The sequence below is a fragment of the Paucihalobacter ruber genome (assembly GCF_006494535.1).
Classification (GTDB): Bacteria; Bacteroidota; Bacteroidia; order Flavobacteriales; family Flavobacteriaceae; genus Paucihalobacter; species Paucihalobacter ruber.
On the sequence record NZ_VHIQ01000001.1, the window covers coordinates 282,549 to 300,837 of the forward strand.

The window sequence follows — 18,289 nt, forward strand, 5'->3', positions numbered from 1 at the left end:
TAATTTTTGAGCGTTATTTCTTTATTTGATGGGCATTACAAAAAATGAATAGGTTCTGTTTTCTGCTTTAATGCGATATTCTTTGCGTGGCATAGCGCCCCAGCTATTATCGCCACCAACACCCATTTGAATGGCATCGATATTGATATTCACCAAATCTCTTTTCACGATATCGGTGGTATGCCGTTGTTGTTTTGTTTCACCGGCATCAAAATCGGAATTGTACTGATGATGCGCACTAAAGCTTAAATGTTCAGGTCCTGTTATTTTAATCCCCTTACCTTCTGAATTGGTGAATTGCACCCAGCGTGTTTCAGTTTTATAACCGTTTTCTTGCGGACGAATGTACGGGAAGTACAAATCGGCTACTTCTGCTTCATATAAACCCACCAGTGCCGATGTTTTTCGGTCTTGATAATTTTCGTGCGGACCGCGTCCCAGCCATGCTAGGTTATTATATTGATTATCTACAATAACATTGGTACCGAATCTTGGCATAATAGGCAGTGTTTCCTGAACATTTTCAAGAGACGTGTTCAATTTAAAACTACCGTCTGCATAAAATATATAATCCATCACCACCTTAGCATCTTGTGCATCGGGTAGATTATAAATTACTTTTACGGCGTGAAGTTTGTCATTAACAATACTACTTTCAATACTTTCTAATAATTGATTTTCAGAAGCTTTTTTCCAAACCCCTAATTTTTGTGGCATTTTAAATCCGAAGTCGTTATCGGTAGCAGCGCGCCAAAAGTTTGGGCTGAATCCTTGCAGCAATACGTTTCCGTTGCCGTAATCTAAGGTTAACATCTTGCCGGTGTTATTGTCAAATTCAACACTAAAATTGTCATTGGCCAGTGCTAAAATCTTTTCGGTTTTGGTGACTTCAATTCCGTTTAAACCTTCAATTTGATTTGGTATAAATATGCCTTTTTGCAACTCAAGCTGTTCATACGCCATGACATGTCCCCTAGGAATGAGACTGCCGGCCTCAGATTTTTTAGCATAAACATTTAAATGGTAGTCGGCTGAAGCATTGGTTAAAGCAGGCAAATTAATAGTGATGTCTGCAACTTTTTGCGGTTCTACATCGAGTTTTTCTAAATTACCTGAGGCGATCGTTTTTCCATTTTCGAGCAAATCCCAAGACAAATCGAGGGAATTTAAATTTGTAAAATCGAACTTATTGATAACTTTTATTTGACCTGATTTTAAATTCACAGGCTTAAATTGCACATACTGGTAAACCTTTTTCACTTCAAGTGTGGTTGGTTTAATAGAACGATCGGGGTTAACGATTCCGTTCAAGCAAAAATTACCATCGTTTTGCAAGTGAGCACCACCCAAGTCGCCACCATAGGCCCAATAGCTTTCACCGGCCTCGTTTTGGGTTAATAAACCTTGATCTACCCAATCCCAGATAAAACCGCCTTGCATAGTGGGATAGCTTTCAATTACATCCCAATAGTCCTGAAAATTACCCAAACTATTACCCATAGCATGCGCATATTCGCATTGAATGAGTGGTTTTTTACCATCGGTTTCAACATATTTTTTCATTTGCTCGATGGTCCAATACATGGGTGCTTCAATATCAGAGTTTTCCATACCAACAGCACCTTCGTATTGAACCGGTCTGGTCTTGTCATTTTCTTTTAACCAGGCATAAGTATCAAAGAAATTTTCGCCATTTCCAGCTTCGTTGCCCAGAGACCAGATGATGATGCTCGGATAGTTTTTATCCCTCTCAAACATTCTAACCGTTCTGTCCATATGCGCTCCTTTCCATTCCGGAAGATAGGCCGGATGCACCAGTTTCTTTTCAGGTTCTCTATTGACTTCGGCAGTTACACCCATTCCGTGCGTTTCAATATTAGCTTCATTAATTACATAGAATCCATACATATCGGCCAATCTGTAAAAATGTGGATCTTTTGGGTAGTGGCTGCATCTAATGGCGTTAAGGTTATTTTGTTTCATAACTTCCATGTCCTTCTTGGTAAGGTCTTTACCAACCACATGTCCGGTTGTATCATCATGATCGTGGTGATTTACTCCTTTAATCAGAATAGGCATACCGTTAACTAAAAGCTGACTATTTTCGACTTTTACGTTTCTAAAACCTACTTTTACAGCCGTAGATTCGCCACTAAAAGTCATTACCAAATTATAGAGATTTGGGAATTCTGCATTCCATGATTTTACATCGGAAATCGTCGTGTTAAAATTGAAATTGCTTCTTCCAGATTCCAATTTAACAGCTCTATCTTCTGAAAACACTTCGTTATTTTGATCATCTAAGAGTTTCACCGAAACCGTTTCATCGATGATTTCATTTGAATTGTTATGAAGCTGAACATCTAAATTAAAAACACCATCGCGATAGTTGTTTTCTAAATCGGCAATAACTCTAAAATCTTTGATGGTAGCTTTATTTGTAGCATATACATACACATCTCGCTCTATCCCCGAAAGTCTCCAAAAATCTTGATCTTCCATATAACTGGCGTCGCTCCATCGCAACACCTGAACCGAAACAGTGTTGTTACCGGGCTTTACTTTAGAGGTAATATCAAATTCGGCAGCGGTTTTACTGCCTTCGTTATAGCCCACAAAATCTTCGTTAACCCAAATGTACATGGCGCCACTTACACCTGCAAAGTGCAGGAAAATATCTTTGCCATCCCAATCGTTTGGAATGATAAAACTGCGTTTGTAAGTTCCGTTATTGTTAATATCATGAGGAATATATGGCGGATTGGCCGGAAACATGTATTTGATATTGGTGTACACAGGAATACCATAACCTTTCAACTCCCAATTTGAAGGTACTTCAATATCATCCCACCCTGAAGTGTCAAAATCATTTTTATGAACATTTGTAGGTCTTGCCTGAACGCTATCGGCATAATAAAAATGCCAGGTACCGTTAAGCGACACATAAGCCGGTGAATTTTGCCAGCTATCATTTGATAAGGCTTCGTTGGCTGTTGGATAGCGATAAAAAGTAGCTGTTGGCTGCGCTCTGTTTATTTCAAAAATTTCGGGGTTTTCCCATTCGGGATTTTCCCATTTTTCAGCTGTATATGTTGGTTTTTCTATCATTTTGTTCTGGCATGATATAATGCTTATAAAAAGCAGTACCAAAGTTAAGTGATGTATTTTCATAATATTAATATTTTAATATGGTAATATTTCAATTGATAATTTTACTTAGTTGTAACCATTTTAAACAAGCTTCAGTCCAAAATTGACTCGTTCCTTTGTTTCCTAATCCAAAGCCATGTCCGCCACTTTCGTAAATGTGCATTTCGGCAGGTACATTGTGTTTTTTCAAAGCAGCAAGATAAACCATACTATTTTCAAAAGAAACACCGCCATCATCAAGTGCGTGGACTAAAAATGCCGGAGGTGTTTGAGTTGTCACGTGCTTTTCGGGAGAATATTTATCATTCAACTCTGAAGAACTATTTTTCCCTAATAATTTATTTCTTGAGCCTTTGTGCACAATTTCGTCAGTCATTGAAATTACCGGGTAAATTAGCATTGAAAAGTTAGGTTTTGCACTTGTCGTATCTTGAGCTTGATAGGTCTTTTCATCGTATTGCGTTGACAAAGTCACCGCAAGATGTCCACCGGCAGAAAAACCTATGATGCCGATTTTATCGGGGTTTAAATTCCACTTTGAGGCATTTCTTCGAATAAGTCTAACAGATTCTTGAGCATCTTGTAAAGGACCAACGGATTTGTTCTCCATGATATCATCACTTGGCAATCGATATTTCAACACAAAAGCGGTAATGCCTAACGAATTAAACCATTGCGCCGGTTTATAGCCTTCTTTATCAATAGACAAATACGCATAACCTCCTCCCGGACATATGATTACAGATGTTCCATTGGGGTTTTCCGGAATAAAAACAGTAAGTGTGGGATTGGTAACTTTGCTTATTTTGCCTATTTCGTTTTCGTAAATTTCTTGATAATCCCTATTATTAATTGAGTTTGGAATGCCATTTTTCCAGATTTCAAATTCATTTGATTGTGAAAAAGAAGTTGTTGCCATTATAAATATTATAACATAGATTTTGAATTTTACAACCTTTAGTACTTGACCCATAGAATTTTATTTAAATACAGATTCAGTTAGTGTAATTTCCAAAATCGTGGTTGCAGAATTTAATGTATAATCAACATCACTTATTGTGATTGATTTGTCTTTGTTCTTCGACCATTTAAGTTCTTTGCCATCCATAAGATTGGTCACTTTACTTACCTTTTTACTTCCCAATGATTGCGTTGTAAAAGTATTTGTGTTCAAATCTCGATAGCCTTCGTAAATATGACAGTAGATTTTATTCTCTTTAAAAGTAAAACCATATTCGCCAAAAAGTGGTTGCCAAGGCCCACCTCTTGTTCCATAAACGGCGTTACCAACTTTCGATAGCCAATTACCCGTTTTAAGCAACACCTCTTGCTGGTTTTGAGGAATGACACCTTCTCTATCCGGAGCGACATTTAATAATAAATTGATATTTCTAACCACACAATTAGATAAATAAACAGCTACCTCTTCAAAAGAAAAAATCTCTCTATTGGGTCTGTAACCCCAACCACCTTTTTGCAAACTCACACATTTTTCGCCGTAATGTTCAAAACGAATATCGCCTGTAGTAGCACTTACGCCTTCTTCTGCATGCACATCACCCACCCAAGAAAAACGCTCGTTTACAATCAAATCGGGTTGGTATTTTCGAACCAATCCCATAATACCTAAAGCTTTGCCGGTAGCATCGTCTTTGGTGATATATTTTTTATCAATAGGCCATTCGTTGTTTGGATTTTGAAAATATCCGGGATCCCAAAAACGCTTTTCTAATTCAGGGTTGATTGATTGACCCAGCCAACCGCCATCCCAAAACATATAATCTATTTTTCCGTAATTTGTAAAAAGGGTAGTTACTTGCTCATAGACTTCCTCTTTCATATCGCGTGCGTCTTCTTTGTGCCATGCAGCTGTTTTATAGCCCCAAACGTTGGGTTTTACATCTTTTCCCGTGACGTCATAATAGCCGGGATATCGCCAGCTCATAGGCGAATAATACATACCCACATGAAGTCCGGACGCTCTTACTGCATCGGTATATTCCTTGATAAAATCTCTGCCTAAATCTTTTTGACTTGTCCAGCTAAAAGGGTGTTTGCTATCAAAAAGCGCGTATCCGTCGTGATGTCTCGTGGTTAAGGCCATATATTTCATTCCTGCTTTTTTTGCCAAAGCCGCCCATTCATTGGCGTCGAATTTTGAAGCTGTAAAACCCTTTTGGGGGTTTCTAGCTCTTCTTTGATAATACTCATGTCCCCAAGCTTCTTGATGTCTTACCCATTCAGCACCTTCATCCATAGCAGCATAAACTCCCCAATGAATAAACATCCCAAACTTGTCGTCTAGAAACCATTTCATTTTATCATTGGGTAATTGCGCTACGCCATCTTCTTCTTTTAAAATGCGTTCAGGAATCTTCACAAATTCTTGAATCGTTGGTTCGGGCGCTTCTCCTAAATATTGAAGTTCTATTTGATCTGCAAATCCAAATCCATTTCCTGAGGGATGTGTTAAAGAAATGAGTAATTTATCTGTGCTATAAGCCGTTTGAAAATCGAGACTTACCCGGGTGTATTCCGTTTTTGCACTTGATACTGATTTTTCGGGACCGCCAAAATCACTCACCACGAGTTGTACTTCTTCAGCACCTGAAGTTGTTTTTACATAGGCCGAAATACGGTACAAACTGTTTGATTTTACTTTCGTTTCTTGAATACAAAACCCTCTTTCTGGGCCAATTTTTACAGCGTATTTCCCCGAAAATGCATCTTCAGTAATTACAGCACTTCTCGTTTTCCAATGATTCCAACCGCTTAAGTTGCCCGTTTCAAAATCTGCATTGATTATGAAATTGGTGTGGTCTTCATTTTTTGACGATTGCGCTTGCGAATAATCCATCATAAAAATGATGGTAATAAACATTAGAAACAATCTGTTTAAATTTTTCAAAATACAATAAATGGCTATAATTAATATTTAATAAGTTTTACAGTTTTAATCTTTTGTTACCTGACTTCCCCACCAGTCTTCATTAGGCTTAAAATCTTTTGTCAACATATTTTTACGTTGTTGTTCTAATTGTTGTTTGCGTTTGGTGGCTACTGTATTGTCATATATAATGCGCTCTTCTATGTTGAAATCAGAATCGGGTATCGGAAATTTAGCGTTTACGCTTTGTAACCAATTTAGTAATTGTTGCTCTAATTGAAGTGTTAATTCCGGATTGGTTTGTGCTACATCCTGTGATTCAAAGGGATCTGTTTTAAGATTGAACAACAGGTTTTCGCCCGTTTCGTATAAATGAATTAACTTCCAATCACCTAATCTAACCACAGATGAAGGATCGCCACCCTGATTGCCATAATGCGGATAATGCCAATAAAGTGGTCTTTCAGGTAAGTTGGAATTGCCTTCCATCATGAGTTTTAAACTCATGCCGTCCTGATGTTGATTTGGCATTAATTGAATCTTGGCAAAATCTAAAATAGTTGGATATAAATCGGCAGCAGTGACAGGCGTATCTATAGTTTTCGGATTGGAATTTAACCATGGTACATATACGATGAAAGGTTCTCTAATACCACCTTCCCAATGATAACCCTTACCGCCTTTAAAAGGAAGGTTTGAAGTTGAAAAATTATCACCTGAAGACACACCGCCATTGTCTGAAGTAAAAATAACAATGGTGTTTTTGTCTAAACCCGAAGTTTCTAAAGCTTCCAATACAATGCCAACGGCATCGTCCATGGTTTCAACCAGTCCGGCGTAAATGGGATTATCTTGCACTTGCCTGATTGGTAATTTTTTCTCCATGACAAATCCAGAGTCTTGAATACCCATATTCTCTGCTTTTTCGCGGTATTTATTCCATTTGTCTTGGGTGGTTTGAATGGGTCCGTGAACTGCATAAAACGACAAAAATGCGAAAAATGGTTTATCTTTTTCTGTGGTTATAAAATTGACTGTTTCTTGGGCTAACCTTATTGTTAAATTTTCTCCCGGTTCTTTGTCTTCCAACTTTGGATTCTTGAAAGGCGAAAAATAGCCGCCCGGAGGACTCCCTTTATCGATACCGGCAATGTTTATATCAAAACCGTGATCTTCAGGAAAGGATCCTTCATCGCCTAAATGCCATTTTCCTGAATAGAACGTATTGTATCCGTTACTTTTTAAAACCTCAGCTAAGGTCGTATCACCTAAATTTAAAGCCATAACATAATCGGCGGGAAGCATTTTATCGTGACGGTTAAGAGAACGCCAGTCGGTGCCGGTTTTGGCACCAATCCAATCGGTGATGCCATGTCTGGCAGTAAATTTTCCTGTTAAAATACTGGCGCGCGACGGACTGCAAACGCGGCTGTTGGCATATCCTTGTGTAAAGATGGTGCCTTTTGAAGCCAAACGGTCTATATTAGGACTTTCGTAAAATGTGCTGCCGGTGTAGCCAAGATCTGAAATTCCAAGATCGTCAACATAAATGATTAGAATATTTGGCTTTTGAACCTCTTCAGGAGATTGACATGACGTGATCAAAGTTAAAACACAACTTAATAAAAGAATATACTTCATATTGTTATTTTAAAAATTTAAAAATCTCAGATTCTGTTCTGCTATTTATCATTAATTGAGATAGCTCGGTGACAATTTCGGGGAACTGATTGGCTAAATCATTTAATTCGCCCGGATCTTTTTCCAGGTTGTACAACTCGTAAGGCCTTTCATCTTTTATGTTGTATCTCACCAATTTCCAATTGTTCTTTAGCAATGCTTGTCGCCCTCCTAATTCATGAAATTCCCAATACAAATAATCATGTTGTTTTTGGTTTTCACCGCCTTTTAGAGTTGGCAAAAACGAAACACCATTGGTTATAAACATTTGATCATCTGAAATAATTTCTGCAATTGTTGGCATCACGTCCCAAAATGCAGAGATATGATTGGTAGTTGATCCTTCTTGAACCGTACCTTTCCATTTAACAATCATGGGGACTCTTATACCACCTTCGTATAAGTCTCTTTTATACCCTCTAAAACCGGCATTACTATTAAAAAAATCGGGATCGGCACCGCCTTCTTGATGCGGACCATTATCAGAAGAAAAGATAATTATGGTATTTTCTTCCAATCCTAAGTCTTTCACTTTTTTTAGAATGTCACCAACCTGATCGTCTAACAGCGTCATCATGGCAGCGAATGCAGCATGAGGATATGCTTGCGATTCGTATTTTCCATCTCTGTAATCTTCATCACCATCATATCCTTTAAATGGTTTTTCGGGTGAGAATTTATCGATGAACTTATCCATGTATTCCTGTGGCGCAGCCAACTCAGCATGAGGAATAATACTTGGATAAAATAGAAAGAATGGTTTGTCTTTGTTGCTATCGATAAACTTCAATGCCTCTTCATGAATCAAGTTAGGCGCATATTGCTCTTTATTTCTTCCTATGTTGCCTTCTAATAGAATTTTTTGATCATTTTTCCATAAATGATAAGGATAATAATGATGTGCCTTGCGCTGGCAATTATAACCATAAAACTCATCAAACCCCTGATTTAATGGATCCCCATCCGAACCTGGAAAGCCCAATCCCCATTTTCCAAAAACACCCGTTTTATAGCCTTTATTTTTGAGCAATTGGGCAAGTGTAAAGGTGCTATCTGGCATCGGTACTTGTCCTTCTGGTCTTATTTCTTTATTACCTCTTATAGGTGTGTAACCGGTATGCAATCCAGTTAAAAGCGCAGATCTGGATGGTGCACAGACAGGTGACCCGGCGTAGTGTTGGTAAAACAACAGTCCTTCTTTTGCCAATTGGTCAATGTTAGGTGTTGAAAACTTTGTTTGGCCGTATACACTTAAATCGCCGTAACCTAAATCATCTGCCAAAATATAAATAATGTTGGGTTTTGATGTCTCAACACGTAAATTAGATGCCTGTGCTGCTTGTTTGTTTTGATCTTTACATGAAAAAAAACAAACCATCAAAAAAGTGCCTAACCATACATGCATTAATTTCATTACAACTGTTTAATTTATTATTAATTTTTGAGTAAACTCAGTCCCATCATTTGATTTTAAGTTCAGAATAAAAACGCCCTTTTTAAAGCCCGATAAGTCAATTTGAAATTTTTCTGAATTTACATTTTTTTGCTCATGAATTAATTGTCCTTGAACATTATAAACCTTGTAATCAGATATAAAACTATTAGATTTCACATTAAAAACACCATTAGAAGGATTGGGGTAAATATTATTATTTTTAAAGATAACATCACCCGCATTTAAAGTTTGATTTTTGAGTAATACAATATTATCAACAAACCAACCCGGTGTTGATGCCCCTTTTTGAACGTAAAAGGTAATGTTGTTAACACCCTCGGGCACTGTGAAGTCTAATTCAAATGGAGACCATTGTGTTTGTGTGGTGCTTTGGGCAGAGGCTATAACGGCATCGGTAGCGGTGTTTCTGATTTGTATGTTAATTGGTGCGGAAGGTGCGACAAACCATCTGTTATAGAGTGATAAATTATATTCAGCGCCGGGTTCTACTTCAACAGCCTGAAACAAAGATCCGGCATTGGCAAGAATTCTTCCAGAAGTAGTGCCTTCAAAAACATTTTCATTATTAATAATACCGTTATTGGTTCCACTCCAACCTGTTAAATCACCGGTTTCAAAAAATCCATTAAAAATCAAATTATTACCAACCGGATTAACCACGCCGTAAAAAATGTCGAGGTTACTATCTTCGGCCAAAGTAGTTTCTGTAATAGCAGGGGTTGAAACTTCATTAGCGTAAAAATTACCAACATTAGTCAGGTTACCGGAGCCATCGTAATAATCGGCAGTGCCTGAAAACGGCTGGAACCAAACATAGCGCTCAACATAATCTAAAGATTCCAAATATGGTAAAGCTAACTGCATGAATTGATAATTAACAGCATTGGTACGGTTGGGATTGGCATTAAATTCGGTAATCCAAATGGGCAGACCGTAAAGGTTGTAAACATTGGTAAGGTAATTTTTAAAGCGGTTAAAAATTTGATTGGCATCTGCATTGGGGCTGTTTTGCGGATTAGAGCCCCAGTCGTACCAGTGCACTGCAATAACGTCTATTCTAACATCTTGTTCGTTGCATTTGTCGTGAAACTCTTTTAACCAGCCAAAAGGTGCTTCTTCTCTACCTGCCGGTGACACCATTCTCAAACCGGTTTTCATAAGATTTTTGTAAAAACCAACGGCTACATCGGTTTGGCAGAGGTTATTAAATTGACCTGACTGTGCATTACAATCGTCCGGTTCGTTGAAGCCTAAAACATGTGTAGCTTTATATTCATTTTTATAGATTTCAATGTCTTCATCATCGTTTGCAGCACCCGCACCCCAAGCCATAGGCGCATATTCAAGATCTAATGTAGCGTCACCTGTATTATTCCAACGGTAAAACCATGTGTTATTTAAGGCGTTATCGGTAATATTGCCGCTTCTTCCTTTTTTCTCAACCCAATTCCAAGGTAAAACTCTTATAAACGAAATATTATTAATTAAATAAGCGGGAAGCTCATTTATAAACAAATCTTCTTCTAAGGCGACGTAGTTTTTACTTCTGCCTGTTCCATCTTCAATATCGGCAAAGGTTACCATATAACCTTTTTTCAGGAGAAAAGAGGATGCATTGTTGTTCATTCCATTTGGAATATTGGAGCCACTGTGAATGATATCTACTGAAAGGTTTGCCGAGGTACCTTGAAGATTTTCGTCGGCGTATATGTTTAACGGTGTTGTGTTTAAATTATTACTGCGAATAACAGCACCATTAAAGTAATGCTGATCTATTCTCAAATTAGCCCCATAAATGGCAGCTGCATTGTTTACGAAAATTTGATTTAGATGGTTATCATGCACAGCAAGCGCATTTAACTGGGTTGTTTTTACCCAACCTACACCATCATTTAAATTAAGAGTAAAATTGCCCTGTAAAGCATTTGCATTGGTTAACTCAAGATAAGCATCATATTCAATTGTTATTTGTCCGTTAGAAATGGAATGAGCCGAAACTTTTGCCGAGTTCAACGTTAAGCTCCCCGAACCTAAATTTATGGTGCCGTTGGCCGTAATTTCAGAAGTAACATTGGAGATGCTTAAATCTAGGTTTATGGCAAGACCAGGCTCGAGAGTTCCATTGGTCGGTGCGGCATTTGTATCGACATCGTTCCAGTTTAACTCATCAAAAAAATTGTTGTTGCCGGCTGTTCCGGTCCAAACTAATTGCTGAGCAATAGCAACTGATGACAGCAGAAATGTTAGAACTAAAACTAGTTGTTTTTTCATAGCTTTTTTGAGTCCTAGTTCTCAAACTTAATTTGTTCAATCTTTTCATAGCCATCGCCTCTAATGGCTTCAAAGCTTTGTTTCATTTCTTCCAGTTTTTCGGGGTTTGAGTTGGCAAGGTTGTTTTCTTGCGACCAGTCTTCGGCTAGGTTATATAGCTGAAACTGACCTAAAGTTCCGGTTTCTACACCTTTATTTTGAAGAAATTTTGGCCCTTTGTACGGTGGTATCATCACCCAATCGCCTTTAATGTAAGCGGTTCTTGAGGTGGCTTCAATAATTAAATCTTCGCGACCGTTATTGCTTTTTCCTAGAAAAACGTCTATAATATTTTTACTATCCGGCGTGCTTGTTTCTTTTCCTGTTAAAGCAGACAAAGAGGCTGCAAAATCTAGTTGCGACACCAAAGCATCGGATACGCCGGGTTGAATTGTGCCTTTCCAATAGGTTATAAACGGTACGCGCGTTCCAGCATCAAACAAACTGTATTTACCGCCACGTAATCCGGCTGAAGGTTTGTGGTCGCCCAGTAATTCTATAGCCTGATCTATATAACCATCGTCTAAAACGGGTCCGTTGTCACTAGAGAAAATCACCAAAGTATTTTCGAGTAATCCGGCTTCTTCCAGAGTTTTCATAAATTCCCCTACTGCCCAATCGGCTTCAATAATAACGTCACCTCTTGGACCCATTCCTGACGTACCTTCAAATCGTGGATGCGGCGTTCTTGGTACGTGCGGTTGTTGCATAGCGTAGTACAAAAAGAATGGTTTGTCTTTATCTCTTTGCTCATTGATGTATTGCTGCGCTTTTTCAAGAAAATGATCGGCCATATCCACATCGCTCCAGCGGGCAGCGGTACCGCCTTTCATAAAACCAATTCGTGGCACGCCGTTTACAATGGTATTGCTATGTTGAGGATCGCCCGTCATATAAACCAAATCGGGATTGTCGGTGCCGGTTGGTTCGCCTTCAAAATTTTGCTCGTAACTCACTAATATGGGATCGTTAGGATCTAAATTTTCAACCAGACCATTTTTCAAATAAACAGTTGGAACTCTGTCTTGAGTTGCAGCCATAATGTAGCTGTAATCAAAACCTACTTCGTTTGGTCCCGGTTTTACGGGTTGGTTCCAATCTACATCGCCCATTCCTAAGCCTAAATGCCATTTTCCAACAACTGCAGTTTGGTAACCATTAGCTTTTAAAGCTTTTGGCAGTGTTACCATGGTAGTATCGATGATTAAGGGTGCAGTGCCAGGGAGAATTTTGGCGTCTTTATTCTTCCAAGGATAGGTTCCTGTAAGAATAGCGTAACGGCTTGGTGTGCAAGTAGCAGAAGATGCATAACCACGAGTAAACTTCATACCTTCATTAGCTAACTTATCGATGTTGGGCGTTTCAAATGCGGTGGCGCCGTAGGAACTTAAATCACCATAACCCAAATCATCCAGATAAATAAGTACAATATTAGGTTTGGTGTTTTGAGTTTCTGAAACGACTTCTTGTTTTGGTTCGTTTTTGCATGAAAGCATCAATAAAATGATACTGAGGCCAGAAAGTTTAAATAATTTCATCATCGTTGTTTTAATCTTCATTTGGTTTTATAAATCGGTTAGGGTTTAAAGCATTATACTCATCATCGGAACCTAAACCCAAAAAAGTTGGATTCATCAGTTCATTGTTCCAATTATTATAGTGTTTTAAAAGCTCTTTTTGTAATTGGGTATTAACTTCGGCACTAGTGTTGTCTTCACTAATATTGGTGCTTAAATTGAATAGTTTTTGATTACTCTTTGCATTTATTAACTTATAACCGTCGGTATGTCTAACGGCAAACTGATTATGATCAAACTTTCTCCAGAAGAAATAATTGTGAGGAGCAGTTTTAATGTCACCATTTAAGTATGGAATTAAATTAACGCCATCAATAGTATTTAAAGTTTTTATAGGCTGTTTGCTTTGAGCAATGGAAGTGGCGAAAATATCCAAAGCGATTATTGGATTATCATAGACACTGTTAGGCTTAATTTTCTTTGGCCACATCATGGCAAATGGCACTCTGATACCTCCTTCAAATAAGTCGCTTTTTCCACCGCGTAAGATACCGTTATCAGAGGCATTGTGATATTCGGGACCACCGTTGTCGGATAAAAAATAGATAATGGTATTTTCTTTTAGACCCAACTTTTCGAGTTGGTCTAACACCAAACCAATACCATCGTCCATGGCGCTTACCATAGCGGCATAGGTTTTACGTTTGGTATCTTCAATATGATTAAAACGGTCTAAATATTGTTGTGTTGCTTGTAAAGGCGTATGCGGCGCATTGTACGCTAGATATATAAAAAACGGCTCACTCCTGTATTGGTCGATGTAGGCAACAGCTTCTCTTGACAAAGCATCGGTGAGATAGTCGTGTTCTTCAATTCTTTCGTTGTTTCTAAGCAATTTTGTTCTGTAAGGGTCGAATTGCGCTTTAACCTCATATTCATTACTTAGCGTCCATTCTTCTGGGAAATAACTATGGCCACCGCTTAAAAATCCGAAAAATTCATCAAAACCGCGATTGTTGGGTCTTAAAGACTCATGGGCGCCTAAATGCCATTTGCCTAAAGCAATGGTTTTGTAGTCAGATTTTTTAAGGGCATCGGCTAAGGTTTCTTCGGATAGTGGCAATCCCATTTCCACATCGTTGGGAGCGAATAATGGATTTCTACCAAAGCCAAATCTATCCTGATAACGGCCTGTGATTAGTCCGGCGCGACTTGGACCACAAACCGGATAACTAACGTAAGCCTCGGTGAATTTGACACCTTGAGAGGCAATTTTATCAATATTTGGTGTTGGAATATCCCGGCAACCGTTAAAACCAACATCGGCGTAGCCTAAATCATCGGCCAAAATAACAATAATGTTGGGTTGACTTTGCAAGTTAATGCGCCCATCCTGGGCTGTTAAAAACAACAGCCCAAAAACAGACACTAATGAAGAAAACAAACTTACTTTCATTCAGATTTTTCAACTTAAAAAAATCATTAACTTAATCACTTCAAATTTAGAATTCCTTTATAAATACAGTAGGGAGATAATGCTCAATCTTAGGTGGTGTATCGGTCAAGATGAAAATTATGGCATTGATTATAAAGCATCTTTAAATATTTAAACTTTTTACAGTTTATATATATTGACAACTTAGTGAGCCACCGTTTTCATTTTCCTCAATATAACATAGCCTTGAGTCCATTAAAAATCACCTTTTACCATCAACCTTAAATTCTTGTGTCCATTCACTTGCAAAGCCCCATTGTTTGATGACGCGCATTCTAAAATACATCGTCTCTTTTTTTGGGTTTGGAATGTTCAAAACGCCTTTTATCTTGGTGGTTAATTTGTTTGAATATACATTTGGCTCTGAACCATATTCCACTTCGTAAGCATAATCGTAAGGCGAAACGCTATAAGCGATAAATAGATTTTTGTTCGAATATTTATAATTCCAAACAATTGGCGGTAATTCATCTTCATCTTTAACTAATTCAATAGCAGTTGAAGCTTCACTTTCTCCTTTGCTATTGGCGGCAATGACTTGATAGGTCCAAGTTTCACCTTGCTTCACCTTATCATCTTCTATTTCTATAAAAGAATTAATGGTTTTAGGGGAATGATATACCGTATCACCTTGGGTGTATTGAACGTAATATTCGTTGGCATCTTCGTTTTTTTCAAAAAAGATTCGAACTCCAGTGTTAGCTGTATTTACAAATGTTATCTCAGGTTTTTTAGGAACTTTTAAATGAACTACTTGTTCTAGAACCTTGTAACCTTGCGGATCTACAAAGGATACGTTTATCATGCTTAGGGCCTCTTCAGAATTCCATGTTATCGGAACTTGAAACGGAGCATCGCCAGGAGTAATGGTTTTTATAGCTTTTTTCTGTGTTTCAATAACTGTTAAGTCATTATTGTATAAGGTGCATTCTACTTGATAATTTCTCAATACATTAGCCGGAATATCCAGTTTTTCACAAAGAAGTTCCAAATCCTTCAACTCCAATTTTCTTATGCCAAAACGATCGGAAATTGTATTTTTCATATTGAAATATGAATATTTTAAACACTGAAAGCCAAATAATTTCGAGTTTTCGTGAAAATTTAAAATTTAAAACTGGGGTTACTCTTCATTGTTTTATAATCATTCAAAGACAATAGTATCTGGTTTGTAGCGTGATCCTTTGCGGTGTTAAACCTTCCGAAGTAGCTTCAATGGTAACTTCTCCTTCTTCTCCTTTTTTGCTTTTCACTACCAATAAACACATCCCGTTAAATGCTTTTCTATAGTTGGCTTGAAAAGGTTCTGTGGAAGCTGCATTGCCGTTTCCTACCGCGACTATGCTTGCTGGTCCTGAAACTTTAAATTCTACTAAATTATCAGCCAAGGGATGAAAAACCCCATTTTCATCTTCTATTTTTACAGTGATAAATGACAAATCTTCGCCATCTGCATGAATGTCATTTCTGTCTGCTTCCAGTGAAATTTGTGCAGGAACTTGAGCGGTTTTGATAGATTTTCTAGCTACTTCTTTATCATCAATATAAGCCACTACTTCGATTTCTCCAGGTTTATATGGAACATTCCAGCTCAATCGATACGGTGAGTCATAAAATTTTTCTTGGCGATTCCAAGCATAAAAATCCACTGGAATACGTGTTTTATCGACCCCTTTTGTTTTCTTGCCCATGGATTTTCCGTTCACGAATAATTCTACTTCTTCGGCATTGGTATAGCAAAATACCGGAATTTCGGTTATCCCTGAATCCTCCCAATTCCAATGTGGTAAAAGATGCACCATTGGCTTATTTGTCCACTGACTTTGATAGAGATAAAATCTGTCTTTAGGAAAACCGGCCAGATCCACTGCGCCAAAATAGGAACTTCTGGATGGCCAATCGACGTCCCAATTGCCGTGAGTTAAATTGTCTTTTCCGCCATAAGGCGTAGGCTCACCTAAGTAATCGATGCCTGTCCAGATAAATTCACCTATGTTATTGGGCATAGCATCTTGCGCCATAAATTCAATATCGGGTGGATATGCCCAAGGCGGACTATTAAAGTCGTAAGAATTAACCTGTAACGAAGGATGTTTATCATACTTTTCTAAAGGCAAATGATACACCCCTCGAGAAGATACCGTAGATGCGGTTTCTGAACCATAAACAATCATGTTTGGATAATTCTTTATAACTTGTGCATATTGTGTAGGTTTATAATTGGCCCCAACCAAATCTATCGCATTGCCTAAACCATTATTTAAAGCGGTTGTTAAAATATTAAATCCGGCAGTGGTGGGTCTGTTCGGGTCCTCTTCTTTGCATATTTCCACTAGTCGTTCTGCAACAAGGTGCCCATCTTTTTCTTTTTGTTCACGCACTTCATTGCCAATGCTCCACATGATGACAGATGGATGATTGCGATCACGTTTAATCATATCCCGTAAATCGGTTTCATGCCATTCGTCCCAATGATTGCTGTAGTCGTTTTCAGTTTTGGGCATAGCCCACATATCAAACGCCTCAACCTGAACTAAAATTCCCATTCTATCACAGAGTTCTAATTGCTCTTTAGAAGGCGGATTATGCGCGGTGCGAATAGCATTGACACCCATGTCTTTCATGATTTGCAACTGTCTCTCAGTAGCGCGAAGATTTACCGCTGCTCCTAAAGGCCCTAAATCATGATGTAAGCAAACACCTTGTATTTTCTCCTGCCGGCCGTTGATAAAGAACCCTTTCTTTGAAAATTCAATACTTCTTACGCCAAACGAAGTCTCATAACGATCGATTTCTTGATTATCCTTAACTATAGTGGAAACGCTTTTATATAAATAAGCCGCATTGATATCCCATAAATTGGGATTTACTATGGTTAAATTGTGTTTATTAGTTGAATTTTTCTTATTAGCCCACTCTATTTCAGATTTGTTGGAAGCAACTTCCTTTCCATTTTCATCAAAAATTTGGGTGTGTAAAAAGTAATCTCCTTTATTTGAAGCATTTTTGTTATTAATTTTAGTTTCAACTGAAACAGTAGCCTTTTCTGAAGAAATTTCGGGAGTGGAAATATGTGTTCCCCAATGCGCAATATGAATAGGGTTTTTGGTTTCTAACCACACTTTTCGATATATCCCCGCACCGGTGTACCAACGCGCAGACAGCACATCCTGCTCCATGTGCACTGCGACCAAATTTTCTTCGCCAAATTTAACATAGGGTGTAATATCTATTTCATAACCGATGTACCCGTAAGGGCGATGATAGACTTTTTTACCATTGATATAAATGGTGGCATTACTCATGACGCCCTCAAATTCAAGGCTTATGATACTTCCCTGTTTCTCTTTGTCAACGAAAAATTTTTTGCGATAAACTGCCTGCCCATGTATTGGTAAACCTCCTGTACGTGGATTGTATTCAGGTTTAAAAGGCCCTTCGATGGCGTAATCGTGAGGCACATTTACGGGGCGCCATTGGGAATCATCGTAATCAAATTGTGTTGCGGCGGAATCTTCTGTTTTTTGAAATAGCCAATTTTCATTAAAAGACACGCGTTCTCTCGTTTGTAAAGGGGATTCTTTCTTGTGCGTAGAACACGACAATATCATTAGAATAAATAAGCTTTTTAATATTGATTTAATTATTTTTAATTTCATTATTTTACAAATATGCCAATCCTCAAATTTTTAAGTTTTAATCAACTTTAGTTTTACTTTATAATTTTAATGTTCTAAGGAAACATTTAGGTGTTTTATTAATTTTGTATAAAGAAAAGCATTAATCTATGCTAT

At 37.9% G+C, this 18,289-nt stretch carries 10 protein-coding genes; all 10 read right to left on the bottom strand.

The genetic code is table 11. From position 1 onward, the window contains the following. Window positions 1-21 precede the first annotated feature (21 nt). The 10 genes from FJ651_RS01295 to galB all read right to left on the bottom strand — a co-directional run bounded on the left by FJ651_RS01295 (window position 22) and on the right by galB (window position 18,154). Window positions 22-3,171: a glycoside hydrolase family 2 TIM barrel-domain containing protein gene (locus FJ651_RS01295; RefSeq protein WP_140988584.1), complete on the bottom strand. Its 3,150-nt coding sequence runs from the start codon at window positions 3,169-3,171 to the stop codon at window positions 22-24. Between the two features lie 28 nt (window positions 3,172-3,199). After that, the gene (locus FJ651_RS01300) at window positions 3,200-4,069 is read right to left on the bottom strand and encodes an alpha/beta hydrolase (RefSeq protein ID WP_246085286.1); all 870 of its coding nucleotides are present in this window, start codon (window positions 4,067-4,069) and stop codon (window positions 3,200-3,202) included. Between the two features lie 60 nt (window positions 4,070-4,129). Continuing rightward, window positions 4,130-6,031, bottom strand: coding sequence for an alpha-L-fucosidase (locus FJ651_RS01305; protein WP_140988586.1), 1,902 nt, complete (start codon window positions 6,029-6,031; stop codon window positions 4,130-4,132). A 72-nt stretch (window positions 6,032-6,103) separates the two neighbouring features. After that, on the bottom strand, window positions 6,104-7,678 hold the full coding sequence (locus FJ651_RS01310; RefSeq protein ID WP_140988587.1) for a sulfatase: 1,575 nt from the start codon (window positions 7,676-7,678) through the stop codon (window positions 6,104-6,106). Between the two features lie 4 nt (window positions 7,679-7,682). Beyond that, complete coding sequence (locus FJ651_RS01315; protein WP_140988588.1) at window positions 7,683-9,131, bottom strand: arylsulfatase; 1,449 nt, start codon at window positions 9,129-9,131, stop codon at window positions 7,683-7,685. 9 nt (window positions 9,132-9,140) lie between these two features. Next, window positions 9,141-11,444, bottom strand: coding sequence for a glycosyl hydrolase (locus tag FJ651_RS01320; protein WP_140988589.1), 2,304 nt, complete (start codon window positions 11,442-11,444; stop codon window positions 9,141-9,143). A 14-nt stretch (window positions 11,445-11,458) separates the two neighbouring features. Continuing rightward, window positions 11,459-13,042: a sulfatase family protein gene (locus FJ651_RS01325; RefSeq protein WP_246085287.1), complete on the bottom strand. Its 1,584-nt coding sequence runs from the start codon at window positions 13,040-13,042 to the stop codon at window positions 11,459-11,461. Continuing rightward, entirely contained in the window at window positions 13,032-14,456 is a 1,425-nt protein-coding gene (locus FJ651_RS01330; protein WP_140988590.1) for a sulfatase-like hydrolase/transferase, read from the bottom strand. Before FJ651_RS01330 ends, FJ651_RS01325 begins: the two co-directional genes overlap by 11 nt. A 241-nt stretch (window positions 14,457-14,697) precedes the next feature. Beyond that, window positions 14,698-15,540, bottom strand: a complete 843-nt coding sequence (locus tag FJ651_RS01335) for a hypothetical protein (RefSeq protein ID WP_140988591.1) — start codon at window positions 15,538-15,540, stop codon at window positions 14,698-14,700. Window positions 15,541-15,643: 103 nt separating this feature from the next. Then, window positions 15,644-18,154, bottom strand: coding sequence for a beta-galactosidase GalB (galB, locus tag FJ651_RS01340; RefSeq protein ID WP_140988592.1), 2,511 nt, complete (start codon window positions 18,152-18,154; stop codon window positions 15,644-15,646). Between the last annotated feature and the right edge of the window lie 135 nt (window positions 18,155-18,289).